Source organism: Bradyrhizobium sp. USDA 4472 (assembly GCF_054058595.1).
Window position 1 is genome coordinate 3997724 of record NZ_JBSSAM010000001.1, and the last position, 18799, is coordinate 4016522.

An 18799-nucleotide genomic window follows, 5' to 3' on the forward strand; every position below is an offset into this window, starting at 1 on the left:
GCGGCTGCGGCTTCCCAACCTGGTTCGACGGGAACCATGTACCAGGTCGTCAGGACGAGCTTTGAAAACAGCCAGCGGCCGTTCTCTCTGACGTATTCGTCGTCGAAGCGTCCCTGAATCCTTGCCCGCAGGTCCGCAACATCGTCTGGATTGCTCATGGTCCATCCGTTGTCGTCGGCGGCCTCATCATCCTGTTCATGTTCTCCTGCTGGCCGCTCGTGGGTCTGTGGAAGTGAACTGGAGATTGGAGCACTAGGTCTAGCGCGCTCGCGCGTCGCGCGGCTTGCCGAGCTGAACCGGTGGGGCGATCGAATGGCGGGAGGCAAAGTCGATCAAGGCGGCCCGCGCCGGACTGTCCGGCTGCAGTAATTCCCTGTGCGTGCCGAACAGGGTCACGGCGACCTCGATCTCGCCTTGCCAGTTCGTGATCGCGGATGAGATCGCGAGCAGGCCCGGAATGTAACGTCCATCGACATAGGCGATGCGTTCGCGCCGGATCTTCGTCGTCAGGGACTGCACGCTTTCCAGGTTGGGATCGAGATCCGGCCAGCTCAGGCCGACGGACGCGGCACGCTCGAGTTCGTTTTGCAGCCGCGCGGTCAGTTGTGGAGACGGCAGGTAAGACAGGAAAATGCGTCCCGTCGCGGAGTCCAGCAAGGGAAACGTGCTGCCAAGACCGATCGACGTGGTCGTCAGATGGGGACCTCGCTCCATTCGGACCACGGTCGGGCCATTGTGGCTCCAGACGGCCAGCAGTGCGGCTTGGCCCGTCGTCGTCGCCAGCTCCTCGAGTTCGTCGGAAGCGCGGACGACGAAGTTGTTCCGGCTGATGGCGGCAACACCGAGCTCTGCCGCTTCGCGGCCGAGGTCGTAGCGGCCGGAGCGCTCCTTCTGCACGGCAAGGCCCGCATGAATGAAGCTCGCCAGGTAGCGATGCACCTTGCTCGGTGGCATGCCGGCTTCGCGCGCGATGTCCGATAGCGTCGCCGGCCCATCAAGGGACCTGAGGACTCGCAGGACCGACAGCGCGGCGTCGAGAGCCTGGATGCCGCCGGGGGCCGTGCCGCCGCTGTCGTCATCGGTGTCTTTCGCCGGTGTCCGTTTCATCGCAACAAATCCTTGAACTCCTGCGGCACGCTGGCGCCGCGGAGTGCGCCCGTATCCGTGACCGAGGCCCAGGCGCGCTGTTCGAATCCGCCAGCAATCTGCACGTTTCCGCTCCACAGCTTGTAATCGATTCGAAACCGCCGCTCCTGCCACTCGGCCACCTCTGCGCGGATCGTCAACTCGTCGTCGTAGCTCGCGGGCGCCACAAACTTTGCGCCGACATTGATCAAGGGCGTGACGCTGTTGAAGCGGCGCTTGAGCTCCCGCTGGCTCAAGCCAAGCTCCCGCAGCCAGCGCTGCCAGGTGCAGTCAAGCCAGTAGAAGTAGTTGGGATAAAAGACGATTCCGGCTTCGTCGCAATCGCCCCACTCGACCGTGAAAGCTGTCTCAAACATCCGGAAATCCTCCCGCGGCGCATCCCGCCGCGCCGGCTTGATTGCATATAAGAAAATTAATTCCCCAATATGCAAGAAATATATTGCATGAAAAGAAATCTGTTGCATAATACGCAAATAGAAGCGGTCAATAAAGCGCAACAGGGAAGGGAAGGTCATGCGGCTCAGTCGCATCGCGGTGATGGGAGGCGGTCCCGCGGGCCTGTATTTCGCAGCGCTCTGGAAGCGTCGGCATCCCCAGGACCACGTCGACCTCTTCGAGCAGAACCCGGAAGGCGCGACCTGGGGCTTTGGCGTCGTCTTCTCCGACAAGGCGCTGGAGTTCCTTCGCGCCGATGATCCGGAAACGGAGCGGGCCGTGTCGGCGCGCATGGAGGCCTGGCGCGACATCACGCTCGTTCATCGCGGCGAACGTGTCGTGCTCGACGGCGTCGGTTTCTCTGCGATCGGCCGGCTCGATTTCATCACCCAATTGACCGGGCGCGCACGATCCGCCGGCGCAAATCTGCACTTCGGCAAGCTCGTGCGTTCCGTCGACGAACTCGCGGGATACGACTTGATCGTCGCCGCCGACGGCGTGAACTCGCTGGTGCGACGGAGCCATGAAGGCGACTTCGCGACATCAATGTCCTACGACCACAACAAGTTCGCCTGGTATGGCACCACCAGGCGCTTCGAAACCTTGACCCAGACCTTCGTCGAAACCGACTTCGGCTGTTTCAACGCCCATCACTATCGCTACTCGCCGACGATGAGCACGTTCATCGTCGAGTGCGATCGGGCAACCTGGCTCCGCGCAGGCTTTGCGGAGAAGTCAGAGGAAGAGAGCAGGGCGCTTTGCGAGAGGGTGTTCGCCGATACGCTCGAAGGGCATCCCCTGGTCAACAACAAGTCCGTCTGGCGCAATTTTCCATGGCTCTGGAACGATCGCTGGTCACACCGCAATATGGTCCTGGTCGGTGACGCGCTCCACACCGCGCATTTCTCGATCGGCTCCGGCACGCGCCTCGCGCTCGAGGACGTCATCGCCCTCGTCAATGCACTCGACGGTGAGCCCGGCAACCTCCGCCGTGCGCTGGAAAACTATGAGGCCGCGCGCCGCCCTGTGGTGGAGAAGCTGGTCAAGGCCGCAAGGACCAGCGCAGCCTGGTACGAGCGCTTCGCCGACCACATGAAGCTGGCGCCGCTGGATTTCGGCTACAGCTACATCACCCGTTCGGGTCGAATCGACGACGACCAGCTCCGCGCGATGTCGCCGCACTTCATGGCGCGGTACGACGCGAAGTCAATGACCCCCGTTCATTCGTGATGATGAGGACGCCATGCTGACGGAAGGAATGGATCTCGCATTCGTGGAGCCGATCGTGGACCGGGTGCCCGATGATGCGCCCAGCGCAAGGGAAATCGGCTTCGAGATCTCCGAGCGCTACAATGCCAGCGAGATCCTGTTCGACAACCTCAGAGCGGGTCGTGCCGACAAGGTCGCGATCTACACGGCCTCCGGCAACACCAGCTATGGCGAGTTGTGCGCCGATGCCGCCAGATGCGGCAACGCGTTCACCTCGCTCGGGCTCGTCCGGGGCGACCGCATGCTCCTCCTGCTCAACGACACTGCGTCCTATCCCGCCGTGTTCTTCGGCGCGGTCCGCGCCGGCTTCGTGCCGATGTTGATCAACACGCTGTCGCCGAAGGACCTCATCGGTTTCTACCTGCAGGATTCCGCCGCCCAGGTCGCGGTCGTCGACGCCGAGTTTGCTCATCTGTTCGATCGGGAAACCACCGGCGGATCGCGGCTGCACACGCTGATCGTGGTCAACGGCGAGGTTGCGCCCGAATCGCCCGCGGTCGACGTGCTGAACGGCGATCGGTGGTTTGCCGAATTTCCCGTTGAGATCGAAGCCGCCCCCACGCGTCGCGACGACATGGCGTTCTGGATGTACTCCTCGGGCAGCACCGGTCGGCCGAAGGGCATCGTGCATCTCCAGCACGACATGGCCTACACGGCTGACAGCTTCGGGCAGCACATCCTTGGCATGACGGAGAGCGATGTCTGCTTCTCCGTGCCGAAAATCTTCTTCGCCTATGGTTTCGGCAATTCGATCACATTCCCGTTCTCGGTCGGCGCCAGCACGATCCTGCTCGCCGGGCGGCCCGAGCCCGGCGCCGTTCTGGACCTCATCGAACGGTTCAGGCCGACGCTCTTCTTCGGCCTGCCGACGCTCTACAACGCGCTGCTGCATCATCCGCGCATCGAAACGGCCGATCTGTCGAGCGTGCGCCTCAGCCTGTCGGCCGCCGAAGTGCTGTCGCAGGACATCTTCAACGACTGGAAGCGGCGCTTCGGCCTCGAGATCGTCGAAGGACTCGGATCGACCGAGGTGCTGCACATCTATCTCTCGAACACGCGTGCGCAGAAGAAGGCCGGCACTGCCGGCAAGCGCGTTCCCGGCTACGAGATCCGCCTGACCACGCCTGACGGCGAGCCCGCCGCGCAAGGCGAAGCGGGCGTGATGTGGGTCCGCGGTCATTCCAACGCGCCGTGCTACTGGAACAGGCCCGACAAGACCGCGCAGACCATGCGCGAGGCGGGCTGGATCTGGACCGGCGACAGGCTGGTCGAGGATGCCGACGGCTTCTTCACCTTCGTCGGCCGTGTCGACGATCTCATCAAGGTGAGCGGCCAGTGGATCTACCCGGTCGAGATCGAGCTCTGCCTGTCCGAGCATCCCGCCGTCCGCGAATGCGCGGTGCTGGGCCTCGAGCTTCCTGATCGCCGCATGACCACGAAAGCCTTCGTGATCCTGCGCGACGGTCATACCGCGAGCGAGTCGTTGACGCGGGACCTGCAGGATTACGTCAAGGCAAAACTGCTTCCCTACAAATATCCACGCCTGATCGAATATCGGCCCGATCTGCCGAAGACGGGAACGGGCAAGATCGACCGGCAACAGTTGCGCAGCACCCCGTTGCTGGCCTGAACGCGCAGCCGCCTTTTCCAAAACCTGCTGAAAGTCACAGCCCAAGAAACCCACGCCCACTGGAGTTCGTGATGTCCGCTGCGAATATCGTCGACGTTACCGAGGTCATCGAACAGGCGCGGTTCGGGCGCCTCCAGCTGCTGATCCTGGTTCTTTGCGCGTGGATCGCACTGCTCGACGGCTTCGACACCCAGGCGATCGCCTATGTCGCGCCTGTCATTGCCGAGCAATGGGGGATCGCCATGGCCGGCTTCGGCCCGATCTTCGGTGCGGGCCTGGCCGGACTGGCCGTTGGCGCGTTTGTGCTCAGCCCGGCGGCCGACCGGTTCGGCCGCAAGAGCGTCATCCTGCTCTCGGTGCTGCTGTTCGGCATCTTCGCAGCTGTCACGGCGCGCGCGACCACGCTGAACGAGCTTCTGGTCTACCGCTTCCTGACCGGCCTCGGCCTCGGCGGCGCCATGCCCAACATCGTCGCGCTGACCAGCGAATACGCGCCGAAGCGGATGCGCGCGCTGCTCATCGCCATCATGTTCTGCGGTTTTCCGCTGGGCTCGACGATCGGAGGCGTCATCAGCGCGCCCCTGATCGGTGCGTTCGGCTGGCAGGCGGTCTTCGTCGTGGGCGGCGTGCTTCCGCTGCTCACGCTGATCGTGCTGTTCGCGTGGCTGCCCGAGTCGATCCGCTATCTCGTGACACGCGATGTTGCGGACAGCAGGATCGCGGAATTGCTCGCAAGGCTCGATCCCGCCATCTCGCCTGCGGCGGCGGGCCGCTATGTCGTGCCCGGTTCGCGCGCGTCGGGCTTTCCCGTAACCAAACTCCTTGCCGAGGGCCGCGCATCCATGACGGTGCTGCTCTGGGTGGCGTTCTTCATGAACCTGCTGGTCATGTACTTCCTCGTCAACTGGATGCCTTCGCTGCTCAAGGCCAGCGGACTGCCTCTCACCGTCGCGATCCTCTCGACGGCGGTGTTGAACGCCGGTGGCGTGGTCGGCGCGATCGTCCTCGGCCGCTTCGTCGACCGGCTCGATCCCTATCTGGTGCTCGGCGGCGCCTATCTAGCTTCGGCGCTCTTCATCGCGGGGATCGCCTTTGGATCGGGCCATGTCTGGACGTTGATGGTCTCGACGTTCCTCGCCGGGTTCGGCGTCGTCGGTGCGCAGATCGGCATGAACGCGCTTGCCGCCGGCCTCTATCCGACCGAGATCCGCTCCACCGGCGTGGGCTGGGCGCTGGGCGTCGGCCGCATCGGCTCGATCATCGGTCCGGTCGCAGGAGGCGTGCTGCTCGGCTTCGGGTGGACTGCGCAGTCCGTCGTCCTGACCGCGGCGGTCCCGGCGTTGCTGGCGGGCCTCGCGGTGCTCGCGCTTCGTCGACGAGAGCCGTCGCTCGAGCTCGTGCCCTCGACCGCGACGCTCCATCACTAACAGCGAGACAGGCTATGTCCCACGATATCATGACGCCAACCGCCGACACACCGGAACGCCGGGCGTTCTACGACAAGATCGACAAGAAGAACCTCACGGCGCTGTGGCTGTCGCTGGCCGATCTCGTCACGCCCGAGCCGAGAAGCGCATGCCGCCCGGCATCCTGGCGGTTCGACGAGATCCGCGCGCATATGCTCGAGGCCGGAAGCCTCATCACCGCCAAGGAGGCGGAGCGACGCGTTCTGGTCCTGGAAAATCCGGGCTTGCGCGGCCAGTCGAAGATCACGACGGATCTCTACGCCGGCGTGCAGCTGGTCATGCCCGGCGAGGTCGCGCCGGCGCATCGCCATACCCAATCCGCGCTGCGCTTCATCCTCGAAGGCGAGGGTGCCTACACCGCCGTGAACGGCGAGCGCACCATCATGCACGAGGGCGATTTCATCATCACGCCGCCCTGGGCCTGGCACGATCACGGCAACCCCAGCGCCGATCCGGTGTTCTGGCTGGACGGTCTCGACATCCCCGTCATCCAGATGCTCGACGCCTCCTTCGCCGAGCATCTCGACGTCGACGAGCAGCCGATCACACGGCCGGTCGGCGATAGCGACGCCCGCTACGGCCACAATCTGCTTCCGGTCGATCACAAGGGCGGCGGCGGCACCTCGCCGGTGTTCAACTATCCCTATGCACGCACGCGCGAGGCGCTCGAACGGCTGCGGCGCGCCGCCGCCTGGGACGCCTGTCACGGGCTGAAGATGCGCTACACCAACCCGATCACGGGCAATCACGCCATGGCCACCATGGCGACCTTCATCCAGCTCCTGCCAAAGGGCTTTGCGACCGCCTCGTACCGTTCGACCGACGCCGCCGTGTTCGTCCCGATCGAGGGCAGGGGCCGCAGCGTCATCGCGTCCCGGACAGGCGAGGAGATCGTGGTCGAGTGGGGCAAGCGCGACATCTTCGTCGTCCCCTCCTGGCATCGCGTGCGTCACGAGGCGATCGATGGTGATGCCGTGATCTTCTCCTATTCCGATCGACCCATTCAGGAAGCCCTGCATCTTTTCCGAGAGGACCGTGGCAATGCCTGACGCCTTTACGCACTCCGATTTCGTTCTGCCGCCGCCGCCGCAAGCGTCCGTCGCGGTCCACAATTCGGTGGCGCGCTTTCCGCTGCGCCGGCTCATCTGCGTCGGCCGCAACTACGCGGCGCACGCGCGGGAGATGGGGCGCGATCCCGATCGCGAGCCGCCGTTCTTCTTCATGAAGCCCGCCGACACGGTCGTCGACGATGGTGCGAGCGTTCCCTATCCGCCGCAGACCAGCAACTTCCACTACGAGATCGAGCTGATCGTCGCGATCGGGCAGGGCGGCACGGACATTCCCGTCGCGCGCGCGCTCGATCATGTCTGGGGCTACGGCGTCGGCATTGACCTGACCCGGCGCGATCTGCAGCTTCAGGCCCGTGAGCAGGGCCGTCCCTGGGACTGGGGCAAGGGCTTTGACCTCTCCGCGCCGATCGCTCCGCTGCGACCGGTCTCGGAGGTCGGCCATCCCAGCGCGGGCCGCATCTGGCTCGCCGTCGACGGCGTGACCAAGCAGGACTCCGACATCGCAAAGCTGATCTGGGCCGTCGCCGACATCATCTCGATCTGCTCGCAGTCGATGGCACTCAAACCCGGCGACATCATCATGACCGGCACGCCCGAGGGCGTCGGCCCCGTGCAGCGTGGGCAAGTGATGACGGGCGGGATCGAGGGGTTGGGCGAAATCAGGATAGCCGTCGGGCAAGGCTGACGCGGTGAGGCCTGCGGGGACGGCATAGCTCAGTTGAGAGCACCGTCATCGCAGCTCCGCGTCGACCACGGGCGGAGTGGCGCCCGCAAGCGGCGACCAGGCCAGCGATGGCCGCCGCATGCTGTGGCGCCGACTCAGTTGCGCGTGAGGGCGAGATGGATCGTTTGGCCGGTGGTGCGTAAGGTTCCCTGTCAAAAAACGCGCCGGCGCAGCCGGCTGGCCGCACTTAATGAGCCGCGCAGTCGCTGTGCGTCCTGCAAATGAATCGACTGTGTCTCTATCAGAATGTCCCGCACTTTATCAGCGTCCGCGGTGTCGTGGCCGCGCTTTTTGAGGTTCGCGATGAGGTCTTCCTGAGGAGAAATGAGGCGCCTGCCCTCGTCGGCGTGCCGTTCGGCCTGGGCAAGGTGCCTTTGAATCATCGCTGGGTCCATTGTCCCAGAACGCATATGGCGCGTGTTGGTTCGGACCGCGGTAGGACGAAGCCAGGTTCCGCGTGCCCTGAAAAAGGTGGCCCGAACCGAAACCAACTTAACAAATGTGAATTCTTATGGCGGGGCTTCGGGGAGGCTGCGAGGTGAGCCATGCATTTGTCGCTTGTAGAGGCCATCTCCACCGTTGCCGCCCTGAGTGCAGTGTTCCTTGCCGAAGTGCTGGTTTTCGCTGCCCTTGGATTGATCTGAGGTGGCCCCATGGTGACATCGTCGTCGCAGCTGGAGACAGCGCATTCCCGAGCCATCTGCCACGAGATTGGCGAGAGGCTGCGTCTCGCTCTGAACAAGGACCAATCGCCGCTACCGTCCCACTTGCGCGCAACACTTGATCGTCTTGCGGAAATGGACGCCCGGGCGTACCTCCGGTCGATCTCGTCGCTCAAATCGAAGGCATGCGAATAAAAGGAAAGGCCGCCTTTCGGCGGCCCCGACCAATGGGACTACCAGGTTTCCCACTTGTCGCCGTGCCAATATCCACGGCCTTCATGTTCGCGGAACGTGAATTTTTCAGTTGGCCCAGCCTTCCAATTGTCTTCGTGCACGATGACCTTGGATTCGGGTGGGTATGTGTAGGTTTCGTGAGTGTGCCAACACACGTTGCCACTGCATGCGATGGCGGCTGACGCGCTCATGGTCGACGCCGTCAGCATGCCTACGCCGAGCGCCAGTCCGACAACTGCTTTGATCATCACTGCTATTCTCCTTGGTTCTGCGCATTGCCAGCGCACCAACAAGGCCAAGCCGTCGGTCGTTCCTAAAGATCAGCCGAATGGATAGGGGGCATCGATCGTCACGAAATGCGCTGGGATTTGGCCGGAGGCCTTTCGGGCGCACAGTTCAACAAAAAAAGCCCCGCAGAGCGGGGCTTTGAAGTTGATGGCGATGTCGGCTCAGTACCGCGCGACTGCCGGTCCACCGAACCGATAGTTCAGGCGACCGAGCACGAGATCGGTGTCGCCGCCGGTGCTGAAGCCGGCCAGGGCAACGCCGCCCGGAACGTTGAAGGTCGCTCCGTGACGGTTCTCGAAGATGTGGTCGTACTCGACGCCGAGCGACCAGTTCTGCGCGAACGAGAACTCGAGGCCGGCTCCGACCGTTCCGCCGAGCCGCGTGGCGTAGCCGGTTTGGGCCGTCACGACGCCCGCCGTGAGGAACTGATAGTTGCGATCGGTGATTGCCGCACCGCCCTTGACGTAGAGCAGGACGTTGTTCCAGGCGTAACCCACCTGACCGGTGAACAGACCGAAGGCGTCCATCTTCGAGCTGAGCGTGGCGCCCGGCGCCGGCAGCACCAACGCAGCCCGGCTGCCCGAGATGTCTGCCCAGTTGCCTTGCGCTTCGAGGCCGAACACCCAGCCCGCGCTCTGCCAGCGATAACCGATCTGGCCGCCGACGGTACCGCCGTTCGCATCATAGCTTCCGACGAGAGTTCCCGTGGGATCGAACGTGCGGCGATCGTGGGACTGACCCCAGCCGCCGTTGATGCCGATATAGAAGCCGCTCCAGTCGAAGACGGTCGCGATCGCGGCCGGAGGCGCTTTGGTGTAAGGACGCGCGGCGAGATCGGCGGCCGAAGCAGCCGTTGCCCCCAGGAGCAAAGCGCCGAAAGAGGCCGAAGCCAAAAGCTTGTTCATTCAATTCATCCCACGTGATCTTGAGAATCCCTTGCCCGGGAGAAAACGTAACGAGTTTGGCGCCGGCTTGCTGTAACTGGCACGCCACACCGGCGGTGGTGAAAACCAAAATTCGACTTAACCAATGTTAGTCGGTTCCAGATCGGGAAACGGTGGCAGGGGGCAGAGAAATCACAACGAGAAGGCCATCAAAGGCAACTCTCGATCGGAATTTTCATTGGGAAAAATAGGTAAGTTCCCGGAACGTGGCGATGGAGATCGCTGTTCTGCCGTTGGGGCTTACACAAAGGACGAGGCATGAAAATCCAAACGATTGTTCTTTCCGTCGCGCTCGCGCTGACCTTCGGCACTGCCGCTTCCGCTCAATCGGTGAATGGCACGACGAACGCGACGATCGGCTCGAAGGGAGCTGCGACCGGTACGAACGGCAGGCTTCACTCCTCAGCCAATGCCCGCCTGAACGGCGGCCACAAGAGCTTGAACGGGACCGCGAACTCGACGGTTGGTTCGGCGGGTGCGCATGCCGGCATGAACGGCAAGCTTCACTCCTCCACGAACAGGACCTTGAACAGCAGCAAATAAATTCGCGACGAGAGGGACGCCGCAATGAAAGAGGCCGCCGCGACGGCGGCCTCTCTGCTGTTCTCACGAGCGAGCGGGAGCAACGCCGGTCGTAACGCCGCGCTCGTCATAACGCCTGTCGTCCGCTGCGATCACAACAGGTGCGGCCGGCGCCTGAGTGTCGCCGTAGCGATCGGGTTACAGTGACAGTGCCGGGCTGCAAACTCCGGACGCCGCCGCGAGCGGCGACCATGCGGCACGGCGATTGCGCCGGGTGCTAGCCACCCCATCGCTCAAACGGATTATGACCCGGCTCAGGTTGATCATCGTAGTGCGGCATCGGCTGAGGGCGGGCAGGCGCTGCCGGTGAATAGGCCCAGGCCGCAGCGGGCCCTGTCGTCAAAACACGCGCAGACCGAGCCGTTGCATGATGCCGATGCCCCTGCGCTGCCATGGCGGTACTGACCGATGCCGAGAGGACAATCAAAACGCTCAAAACCAGACCCGATCGCATGGCAATTTCTCCGATGGACCTATGGTGAGGATTCAAGTGAGCCTCGGTCGTCATCCTCGCAATCCGCGACAGCCGCACGGGCGGTCACATCCGCGGCATCATGCGCGGGCTGTCGGGGAAATCGTGCGGATCTGCAAAGCGTTGCTGGGAGCCGCTGCCTGTCGGATACCTGAATCGGTGCGTTCTTTCCGCGACTTGCGATTGCCTGTGTCTTTGCAACGTTGGCACTTCACCACCTGCGTCGTCCTTCTTGAGCAATCCTTTACCTTCGCAGTTCTTGTCTCTCTGCTTCTTCTTGATGTTCGGGGCCTTTTTCACTGGCCATGAGAATCTCCTGCTGAGAGAGGGGGAGGCTGGTGGGTTGCATGAGCTTGTGGCGGCAAGAGCGATAGTCCGTCTGCGCTTCCGCTTCGCTCCAGCTACGCCGGACACCACGCTTCGCCCTTCGTTCTCCGCGCTGCTGCGCCACGCGTAGCCAGAAAAGCGAAGCGTGGTGGGCCCGGCAGGACTCGAACCTGCAACCAGACCGTTATGAGCGGCGGGACAGCGGCTAGCTTCGTTGAATATGCTAACTTTTTGTTGGAATCCGATCGAGTTCGTTGCGCCGCGGCCGGGTCGTTTCTGGTGCGAAACTGGTGCAGCGGCGCCTGCTCATGCAGACGAGCGGGGCTGACCTCGGCACGGCCTCCGTCGCAGGACACCATGCGGATCGACTTTACCCTCTCAAGGCTGAAACAGGGGTTCGATTCCCCTAGGGAGCGCCAGCCGGGGTCATCTCGATTTGAGACCGCTCAGCTTTTTGCCGATTTCCCCAAACGGCCAATATGGGTTTGGGGAATTCTGTTCGCCTTGTGATCTTCCAGCTTAGCGATTGCGCGACGGCCACCCCGGCGGCGGTCGGCTTCCCGCGTATAGCGTTCCGCTTCGGCCAGCGTCAGGTGACCGAGCGCCGCCATGATTTCGTGGGCCGTTGCGCCCGCATCGGCGAGCAAGCGACCGAACGTCTTGCGCAGGCCGTGCGGCCTACAATCGTGTGGAAGGCCCGCTCCGGTTATTGCGTCGCGCATCCATCCGCTGAAGCCATCGACCGTGAAGGGCTTCCCATATTCAGTGGTGATGATGCAGACGTGCTTTCGAGGCAGCGCTTCGAGAGCAATCTTTAGCGATTGCGCCATTGCGACCGCGACGGGCACGTTTGTTTTACGTCGCGTGTACTCAAAGCCGTCGTCGTCCGCCTGCGCCCATGTCGTTTGGTGGACATCAGCGCGCGCCGTGCCGACGTTGAGCATCAATTCGTAGGCGGCACGCTGTTTGGTACCGTAAGGCCATCGATTTTCGAATGCCTTCATTTCGGCGTCGGTCCAAGCGCGGATTTCTTTTGACTTTCCGCGCTTAATGCCGTGGGACGGGTCAACCGCAAGCCACTTCAGATCCTCCATTGCATGGCGGATAAGTATACGAAGCTTCTTCAGCGTGTCGATTTTAGCGCCGGGTCGGTTTTGAAGCGGCTTTAGGACTTTCTCTTCGATCCGCTCTTTAGTCATGTTGCGTACGGGACGATCACCATGGTCCCGCCGGATTTGATCCAAGCGGTTGCGATATCCTGCCTTACTTCCCTCGCTGAGCGAAGCAAAGGCATCACTTTGCAGATAAGAGACGATCAGCGCGCCAATGGAGCCAGCCGCAACTCTTGAAGGCGACGTTTTCGTTTCCGTTTTGCCCGCGATCGCATTGGCATAGGCCCTCTTGAATTCCTCGGATGTCGGGTCGCTGGGCAGCTTGGTGCGCGGGCCTTTGCCAACCCGATAGGAAAGGTAGGTGTGTCCTTTGACGACGTTGCGCTCAACGTTCGGGGGGAGCTTGCGACGCATAACTAATCATCCCATCCATCATCGGCGTCGCCCTCGCTCTCTCCTTCTTTCGGGAGGTTGTCGACGGCGACGTCCAATTCGCGAACGTCCCAAGCCTTGCGATGCGCCGTCAACTGCCGTGGCTTCGGCATTCGCCCGTCACTAACAAGTCTATCGAATACGGTCGGCGAAAGATTGACGTAGGCTGCGGCAGCCTCGCGTCCGATCAAGCGCGGCGCGAGCTGAGAGGGGAGTGCTGTTTGCTTAGTCATGTTCCACTCAAAACTTGCGACCGGCAGCCGCCCCAGCGCCGACGCAGAAACTGTTTCGAGAGAACTGAAAATTATAGTTCGGCCGCACGTAGTCGGCCCATTTGCCGAATTATACCTCAAGTTGAAAAACTCTGCAACGGGAATGGAGCCCTGAGGGTTCTGGCCGCCGTGCTGCGCGCGCAGTTCTAAGTACTTTCTCATGAATAGTGGTCGCCGCTGATCCTTCGGTTGTTAGGGCGCAGCAAGTGGAAAGCATTTCTTTATTTCTTCGAAAGTGAGCACGGTGGCAAAATGGGGAACGTGAGCGGCGTACTCGGCAAGCTTTGCTTGGCTGCATAGCAATGCGGTCGTGGCCATTGAGTGTCGCAAAACGTTAGCAGGCGTATGCCCGTCAGTTGCCCAGCATTGTGCTCTAACTGGGTATGCGGCGGCCTGACGCCCGCCTTCCTTAAACCTGTCGCCGGGATGCTTGACTTCGATATGAAGTGCAAAGCGAAAACCGGTCTCGGCTTCGAAAATGGCTAGCAGATCGGTTTCTTGACCGCTGCATCCTTCGCACCGACAGGCTTCGGTGAAGTGGGACCGCCACCAATACCTCGCATTCCGTTGCATTTGCATTTCCCGATGCAACAATCGCGCATCGGCGAAGGCGCAAAACATCGTTTGCTGAAGCACCCACGTCCGGAACGCTGGATCGTCCACCAGCGCGTTCGCAAATGGCTCCGCGAATATCAATTCCTTGGCACCATACCCCATCTAACGACGCTACCATTTGCAGAGCTCGGACAAGTGAGCGACATGAAAAGCAGTATCGCCCGCTGCGATAGGTCAGTCAGTAGCCTTAGCTATCGAAAACTGCTTGGCAAGTCTCTAGGAAGCGCTGACGAAGTATCCCGACGAGGTAGCTCAAAATGGGCTGAGCGCAAAGGCCGGCGCGCGATTGCAAGCCGGATTGGCTTGCGCGATCATCCGTGCAATTTAGGCGCGAGGCAGGCCAATGAGCGTTTCAACGAAGGTAGCTGCGCGAATTTCCTCTCAAGTGAAGAAGTATCGGAAGGTTCTTGAGGCTGCTAAGCAGCGGGGCATCGGCAAGACCGATACGCTCACCATAATCACAGACTTTCTTGCCGATGCGCTCGGTTACGACAAGTACAAAGAGAAATCGAGCGAACACGGCATTAGGGGCACTTACGTTGATCGCTTAGTGACCGTGGATGGTAAGAGGCGCTTTCTAATCGAAGCAAAGGCAGTTGGCGTCGAACTAAAGGACAGCCATGTGAAGCAAGCAATCGCCGAGGTCGCGGGTGCGCTGGAGCCCGCTTCGTCCACTCAAACTGTTGCCGTAAGCGCTCCAAGTTCTTAGGTGCGGATGTCGAAACGTCATCATCGTTCTCGCGCCAAGAACCAAGCTGTTTCTTGGTCATTGCGTCCGTCGCTGCTCTAGCAGCGGCCCGCAGCGCAGAAGTTGAATGCAACGAGCTAGACGCAGGAGTTGAGTGACGTTGCGCTGTTGAGTTCAGGTACGTGCACGGAAGATATCAGTGTCCCGCTCTCCAAATGTTGAGTGTGGCAGCAGAAGATGGCGACTGTTTATCTCGTTGCTGAGCAGAGAGAGAGGAATAATGCCAAGGCGTGAGCGTCCCATAGAAACCAAACGCAGCGAGCATTGGCTCCGGGTTGCTGTGAATGACCGCACAAGCCAAACCAACGAGATGGTCAAAGGTCTGTTTGGGTGGCCGATCTCCGAAGGGATCGAGTGGCGTTCTCCGGTGAAGTCTGACGACTACGCCGAGTATTATGACAGCGAGTTTCTAGCGCGACTTGGCATCGATAACCTCGGAGTTTCACTGAACCAGTTTTGGCCCAATAGCGGACCACGCTGGGACGGGCTCGCTACAACGGACAGTGGAAAGATTATATTGGTGGAGGCAAAGGCTTACGTTGGGGAGATGATCTCCCACGCGCGGGCTAGCCCTAAGTCTCTGCGCAAAATTCGAGCGGCCATTGAGAAAACTAAGGACGCATTTGGCGCTTCAGCCGATTGCGGTTGGGAAAGCCCATTTTACCAGTACGCAAATCGATTGGCGCATCTCTATTTTTTGCGCGAACTCAATAGCGTCGATGCGTACTTGCTGTTTGTATACTTTGCTGATGCGCCAGACGTTCCGGCCGCGGAGGGATGCAGCATTGATCAATGGATGGGTGCAACACGCTTAGTGGAAAAGGCGCTTGGGCTTGGATCTCATCCCTATAGTGGATACGCCAAATCGTTGATCCTGCCAGCGTTCCATGCACAGCCGCCCTAGGCTTCTCGTGCAGGTGTCTGCACGCGGATATGGGAGTGTATGCTCTCCAACATGGTGAGATGTTGCGTGCTTTAAGGGATGCCGCGATTTTGCTTTTTCAAATGACCTTATGTCTTTGAGCAATAAGACTTGTCGGTTTGGTCTTACGTTAGATGTTGGCCGCGATTTCGAGCGTAAGGGTCTTATACACTGCTCGCTAGATATAGGGGTGTGCCGCGGTGTCATGCGGGCAGCCGAACTGCGGGCTGTGTGTTACGGTGTCTTACAGGGTCATTCGAAGATTTTTGTCGTAATTTTTTAGACAGCTACAAACGTGCTTCAATCTATCGGGGGCTATCGGTTTCGGACTAAGGGTGGGGGAGGTGCGCTCGTGCAAGACCGCGATTATTATCTTTCTTTGCGACGGAAGTACGAGCCCGCGAAACTCAAGCTCGTAATAGTAGCAGAGGCACCGCCGGCGTCAGGTTTGTATTTTTATGATCCGCTCGGCAAAGTGAGTGAGCCGCTGTTCTCTGCATTGATGCAACAGATTGGGCGCTCTCCATCAAATAAAGAGGAAGGTCTCGCTGAGTTATGCCAGCGAGGTTGGTTGTTGGTAGACGCGACGTATCAGCATGTCGATAAGAGCAACCGGCGGGGTGAAATGATAATCGGGGACTATCCGCTACTGATTGAGGACCTCACTCGACTGTTGCCGGACAAGGCAACCCCGCTCGTCCTGATCAAAGCCAATGTTTGCCGACTGCTCGCGCCGAGGCTGTTGGCGGACGGGTTCAATGTCGCCAATCAAGGAGGCAGCATCTATTTTCCCAGTCACGGCAATCAGGGCAAGTTTCACCAGCAATTCAGCGCGATACTGCAGTCAGCCGATTTGATGAGCGCAGAGGATTAAGATGACGGCTTTCTTCTGAAGCGATAGCGTCTTCTACAATGACGAATTTGCAGGCTGTACGACGCAGATCATTGTTTGCCGCGTCTGTTGTGAGGGCACCATGAGAGGCGAACCAAAAACCGTTAAAGCCAAGTTCGGGCAACTCGTCCGCTCACCGATGGCGCCGTTTCCGAATGCTGGTGAACGGCTGGATGTCCCAGATCTCCACGGCGTCTACATCATCTACGACCCGAAAGGCCGCGTCGCTCATGTAGGTCGCACAGTCAGGGGTAAGCGCGGATTACACCAGCGGCTCAGCAACCACCTGCAGGGCGCATCGTCGTTTGTAGAAAAGGCATTGGACGGCAAGGCAAGCGTTTTAAGAGCCGGTTACAAGTATCGCTTCATCACGATAGAGGACAATCGCTTGAGGGCTTTTCTAGAGGCTTTTGCGATAGGGCAGTTGTGCCCTGATCACATCGGCGACGGTGCGCTGCTGAGTGAGTAGCTGCCCCCACGTCTTGGAGAAGCGATCCCCGCAGCAATTGGCGCTGTCGTTGTGCCAAATGAAACACAACACAGGCATGACCTGACCGTTGGTCCGCATCTGGTAGACTTTGACGAATTGGCGTTGGCTGTAGAGTGCCATTGTTAGTTTCCTTTCGGGCAGAACTTGCCTAACCGGTGTTGGGCGTCATCCGGCGTCAGTTCGCCATTTGTGACACGCTTGCATAGGCCGAACATTTTTTCGTCGCTGATGTTCGGATGGTGCGCTCTGAAATACTGGAAACTGTGGGCCATCGCACCATTGATGATGGGGCCGTGTTCGTATTCTTTGAGCTTTTCTGGCGTGCAATATTCGTAGAACAGCTTCACGAACTCGCAATGAAAAACGCTATCCGGGGGTTTCCTCTCATAAGCGTTCGCGGGTGACGCAAGCAACAACGCAAGGATCACTAAGTAGCGCATGACTTCCTCCTGAATTCTAATATCCCGCCCCGGTGATCGAAGGGAGGGCGATCCTGAGTGACTAACTGGAAGCCGGTCCCGTGGAGCAAAACGTGACAACTGAATGGTGGCGCGTAAGAATTGCCGCTGGGCGTAGAGCGGCATTCATTTGGTTCTCTTTTTGCAGAACTTGAGTAGCGGATGCAGGTCGGTGCACGACGCATCGCGACCCGGATGGCGATTGCTGAAGACAGCATAGCTGCCGGCCATTGAGGTAGTTGGCAACGCACCTAGAGAATTAGGTGCTTCGCAGCTTTCAATTGCGGCGGACAGAAACTCGCAATCGGCTTCGTTAAAGGATAGTTCCTGCGGATCGAGCACTCGATAAACAGACAGCTTGCCGGCGTGGAAAGTCGCCGTGATCCTTGCGCCGTCCAGCAGTCCAAGATCAAAATTAACTTTGTCTCTCCGATAGTCGCGATCACTAACCCTAATCTGGCTAATGCACTCGAAGCACTCGGAAACATGAACGGCCTTCGCTCGTTCACCTCGCTCTATGATGAGCGATGCCGTTCCCAGGTGACACGCCGTTCCATCGCAAGAATTGTGGATCGGGATCAGATTGTAATTCTTGGTCTGTATTGGTTTCCCGAGGAACAGGTAGTCCGTTGCACCTTGAGGGCAGTAAAGTAATTCTCCGTTCCGGAATATGCATTTGTCTCCGCTAGCGTCCGAGCCGGTGTTTTGTCTATCGCTAACGTAGTAGTCGGAAAATCTGGTCTGAACTTCGCGCGATAAATAGATATCCCGGGCATCTGTGCGTGCGGTGAACAATGCCGAGATGCAGACGACCATCATCCCGGCCAGCATAAAGAATTTTCGCATATTGTTTGGTCCTTTAATCTATCAAGTATTCTCCGAACCTGTGCTGCGGACCAGAGGCCCCCGCGAGCCGCAGCGATCTGGCGCGCATTTAGACCGGTCGCAATCGAGCCAAGCGAAGTGCTTCCCGCCGCCTGCAAGCTCCGGATCGTGGTTACAAGGTCGAGTGCCCGCTGGTTGGCCTTGGCCGTTCTCGCAGCGCGGGCTTTCTCAAGATCGGTGCAGGTGCCTGCACGGCCCCGAAATCCTCCAAGAACCGTTCCCCGTGCCTTGGCGGCGGCCAACGCGGCCCTTGTCCGTTCGGAAATCATACGGGCCTCATGCTCCGCGACCGCCGCGAGTATATGAATTGTGAGCCTATTCGCCGACGGGAAATCGCAGGCTTGGAATTCCACTCCGGCGTCCATGAGGGCCGATACGAAGGCTACGTTCCTCGCTAGCCGGTCCAACTTTGCGATGATCAGAACAGCTCTGTGGAGGCGACAGGCCGAAAGGGCTTCCGCAAGCCTTGGCCGGTCTGTACGTCGCCCGCTTTCGACTTCAGTGTATTCGGCTATCAGTTGGCCGCCGTCGCATAGGCGCTCAGTTACGGCCTTTCGCTGGGCCGCTAAGCCTAGCCCGGACCGGCCCTGACGCTGCGTGCTCACTCGGTAATATGCAACGTAACGGCTCTGCTGCATTGCAATCGCTCGTAACATTGTTTGGAACGTTGGTTCGATAGAACGTAAACAGGCCACCAACGCAAACCACCTGCAAATCCAAATTG

22 protein-coding genes are annotated in these 18799 nt (G+C 60.2%); 10 read left to right on the top strand and 12 right to left on the bottom strand.

Annotation, left to right across the window (positions count from 1 at the left end; translation table 11 throughout):
• Nucleotides 1-258: 258 nt before the first annotated feature.
• The gene (locus ACVWZ4_RS18540) at nt 259-1107 is read right to left on the bottom strand and encodes an IclR family transcriptional regulator (RefSeq protein ID WP_456740916.1); all 849 of its coding nucleotides are present in this window, start codon (nt 1105-1107) and stop codon (nt 259-261) included.
• Nucleotides 1104-1661: an acyl-CoA thioesterase gene (locus tag ACVWZ4_RS18545; protein WP_456740917.1), complete on the bottom strand. Its 558-nt coding sequence runs from the start codon at nt 1659-1661 to the stop codon at nt 1104-1106. Before ACVWZ4_RS18545 ends, ACVWZ4_RS18540 begins: the two co-directional genes overlap by 4 nt.
• On the opposite strand from ACVWZ4_RS18545, the gene ACVWZ4_RS18550 reads away from it, so the two are divergent.
• From ACVWZ4_RS18550 to ACVWZ4_RS18570, 5 genes are all read left to right on the top strand, one after another.
• Nucleotides 1660-2811, top strand: coding sequence for an FAD-dependent monooxygenase (locus ACVWZ4_RS18550; protein WP_456790283.1), 1152 nt, complete (start codon nt 1660-1662; stop codon nt 2809-2811). The genes ACVWZ4_RS18545 and ACVWZ4_RS18550 overlap by 2 nt on opposite strands.
• A gap of 13 nt (nt 2812-2824) precedes the next feature.
• The gene (locus ACVWZ4_RS18555) at nt 2825-4480 is read left to right on the top strand and encodes a benzoate-CoA ligase family protein (RefSeq protein ID WP_456740919.1); all 1656 of its coding nucleotides are present in this window, start codon (nt 2825-2827) and stop codon (nt 4478-4480) included.
• Between the two features lie 71 nt (nt 4481-4551).
• Nucleotides 4552-5907, top strand: a complete 1356-nt coding sequence (locus ACVWZ4_RS18560; RefSeq protein ID WP_456740920.1) for an MFS transporter — start codon at nt 4552-4554, stop codon at nt 5905-5907.
• Nucleotides 5908-5921: 14 nt separating this feature from the next.
• Nucleotides 5922-6995, top strand: a complete 1074-nt coding sequence (gene gtdA, locus ACVWZ4_RS18565) for a gentisate 1,2-dioxygenase (RefSeq protein WP_456740921.1) — start codon at nt 5922-5924, stop codon at nt 6993-6995.
• Entirely contained in the window at nt 6988-7701 is a 714-nt protein-coding gene (locus ACVWZ4_RS18570; protein ID WP_456740922.1) for a fumarylacetoacetate hydrolase family protein, read from the top strand. Before gtdA ends, ACVWZ4_RS18570 begins: the two co-directional genes overlap by 8 nt.
• 191 nt (nt 7702-7892) lie before the next feature.
• Here ACVWZ4_RS18570 and ACVWZ4_RS18575 read toward each other — a convergent pair whose 3' ends face one another.
• The 3 genes from ACVWZ4_RS18575 to ACVWZ4_RS18585 all read right to left on the bottom strand — a co-directional run bounded on the left by ACVWZ4_RS18575 (nt 7893) and on the right by ACVWZ4_RS18585 (nt 9829).
• A complete protein-coding gene (locus tag ACVWZ4_RS18575) occupies nt 7893-8123 on the bottom strand; it encodes a hypothetical protein (protein ID WP_456740923.1) in 231 nt (76 codons plus the stop codon).
• A gap of 512 nt (nt 8124-8635) precedes the next feature.
• Entirely contained in the window at nt 8636-8884 is a 249-nt protein-coding gene (locus ACVWZ4_RS18580) for a hypothetical protein (RefSeq protein ID WP_456699388.1), read from the bottom strand.
• Between the two features lie 201 nt (nt 8885-9085).
• On the bottom strand, nt 9086-9829 hold the full coding sequence (locus tag ACVWZ4_RS18585; protein ID WP_456740924.1) for an outer membrane protein: 744 nt from the start codon (nt 9827-9829) through the stop codon (nt 9086-9088).
• A gap of 297 nt (nt 9830-10126) precedes the next feature.
• Here ACVWZ4_RS18585 and ACVWZ4_RS18590 point away from each other — a divergent pair, with 297 nt between their 5' ends.
• On the top strand, nt 10127-10411 hold the full coding sequence (locus tag ACVWZ4_RS18590) for a hypothetical protein (protein WP_456699386.1): 285 nt from the start codon (nt 10127-10129) through the stop codon (nt 10409-10411).
• Between the two features lie 577 nt (nt 10412-10988).
• On the opposite strand, the gene ACVWZ4_RS18595 is transcribed toward ACVWZ4_RS18590, so the two are convergent.
• The 4 genes from ACVWZ4_RS18595 to ACVWZ4_RS18610 all read right to left on the bottom strand — a co-directional run bounded on the left by ACVWZ4_RS18595 (nt 10989) and on the right by ACVWZ4_RS18610 (nt 13782).
• A complete protein-coding gene (locus ACVWZ4_RS18595) occupies nt 10989-11222 on the bottom strand; it encodes a hypothetical protein (protein WP_456740925.1) in 234 nt (77 codons plus the stop codon).
• A 473-nt stretch (nt 11223-11695) separates the two neighbouring features.
• Nucleotides 11696-12775 (bottom strand): tyrosine-type recombinase/integrase, encoded by a 1080-nt coding sequence (locus ACVWZ4_RS18600; protein WP_456790284.1) that lies wholly within the window; start codon nt 12773-12775, stop codon nt 11696-11698.
• 2 nt (nt 12776-12777) lie between these two features.
• Nucleotides 12778-13227 (bottom strand): helix-turn-helix transcriptional regulator, encoded by a 450-nt coding sequence (locus ACVWZ4_RS18605; RefSeq protein WP_456790285.1) that lies wholly within the window; start codon nt 13225-13227, stop codon nt 12778-12780.
• Nucleotides 13228-13257: 30 nt separating this feature from the next.
• Nucleotides 13258-13782 (bottom strand): hypothetical protein, encoded by a 525-nt coding sequence (locus ACVWZ4_RS18610; RefSeq protein ID WP_456790286.1) that lies wholly within the window; start codon nt 13780-13782, stop codon nt 13258-13260.
• Between the two features lie 241 nt (nt 13783-14023).
• Here ACVWZ4_RS18610 and ACVWZ4_RS18615 point away from each other — a divergent pair, with 241 nt between their 5' ends.
• The 4 genes from ACVWZ4_RS18615 to ACVWZ4_RS18630 all read left to right on the top strand — a co-directional run bounded on the left by ACVWZ4_RS18615 (nt 14024) and on the right by ACVWZ4_RS18630 (nt 16711).
• A complete protein-coding gene (locus ACVWZ4_RS18615; RefSeq protein WP_456790287.1) occupies nt 14024-14389 on the top strand; it encodes a hypothetical protein in 366 nt (121 codons plus the stop codon).
• A gap of 259 nt (nt 14390-14648) precedes the next feature.
• Entirely contained in the window at nt 14649-15332 is a 684-nt protein-coding gene (locus ACVWZ4_RS18620) for a hypothetical protein (protein WP_456790288.1), read from the top strand.
• Nucleotides 15333-15702: 370 nt separating this feature from the next.
• Nucleotides 15703-16224 (top strand): hypothetical protein, encoded by a 522-nt coding sequence (locus tag ACVWZ4_RS18625; protein WP_456790289.1) that lies wholly within the window; start codon nt 15703-15705, stop codon nt 16222-16224.
• Between the two features lie 100 nt (nt 16225-16324).
• Entirely contained in the window at nt 16325-16711 is a 387-nt protein-coding gene (locus tag ACVWZ4_RS18630; RefSeq protein WP_456790290.1) for a hypothetical protein, read from the top strand.
• A gap of 143 nt (nt 16712-16854) precedes the next feature.
• Here ACVWZ4_RS18630 and ACVWZ4_RS18635 read toward each other — a convergent pair whose 3' ends face one another.
• The 3 genes from ACVWZ4_RS18635 to ACVWZ4_RS18645 form a co-directional block, all read right to left on the bottom strand.
• Nucleotides 16855-17172, bottom strand: coding sequence for a hypothetical protein (locus tag ACVWZ4_RS18635; protein ID WP_456790291.1), 318 nt, complete (start codon nt 17170-17172; stop codon nt 16855-16857).
• Between the two features lie 144 nt (nt 17173-17316).
• On the bottom strand, nt 17317-18036 hold the full coding sequence (locus ACVWZ4_RS18640; protein WP_456790292.1) for a hypothetical protein: 720 nt from the start codon (nt 18034-18036) through the stop codon (nt 17317-17319).
• A complete protein-coding gene (locus ACVWZ4_RS18645) occupies nt 18006-18731 on the bottom strand; it encodes a recombinase family protein (RefSeq protein ID WP_456790293.1) in 726 nt (241 codons plus the stop codon). Before ACVWZ4_RS18645 ends, ACVWZ4_RS18640 begins: the two co-directional genes overlap by 31 nt.
• Nucleotides 18732-18799 lie beyond the last annotated feature (68 nt).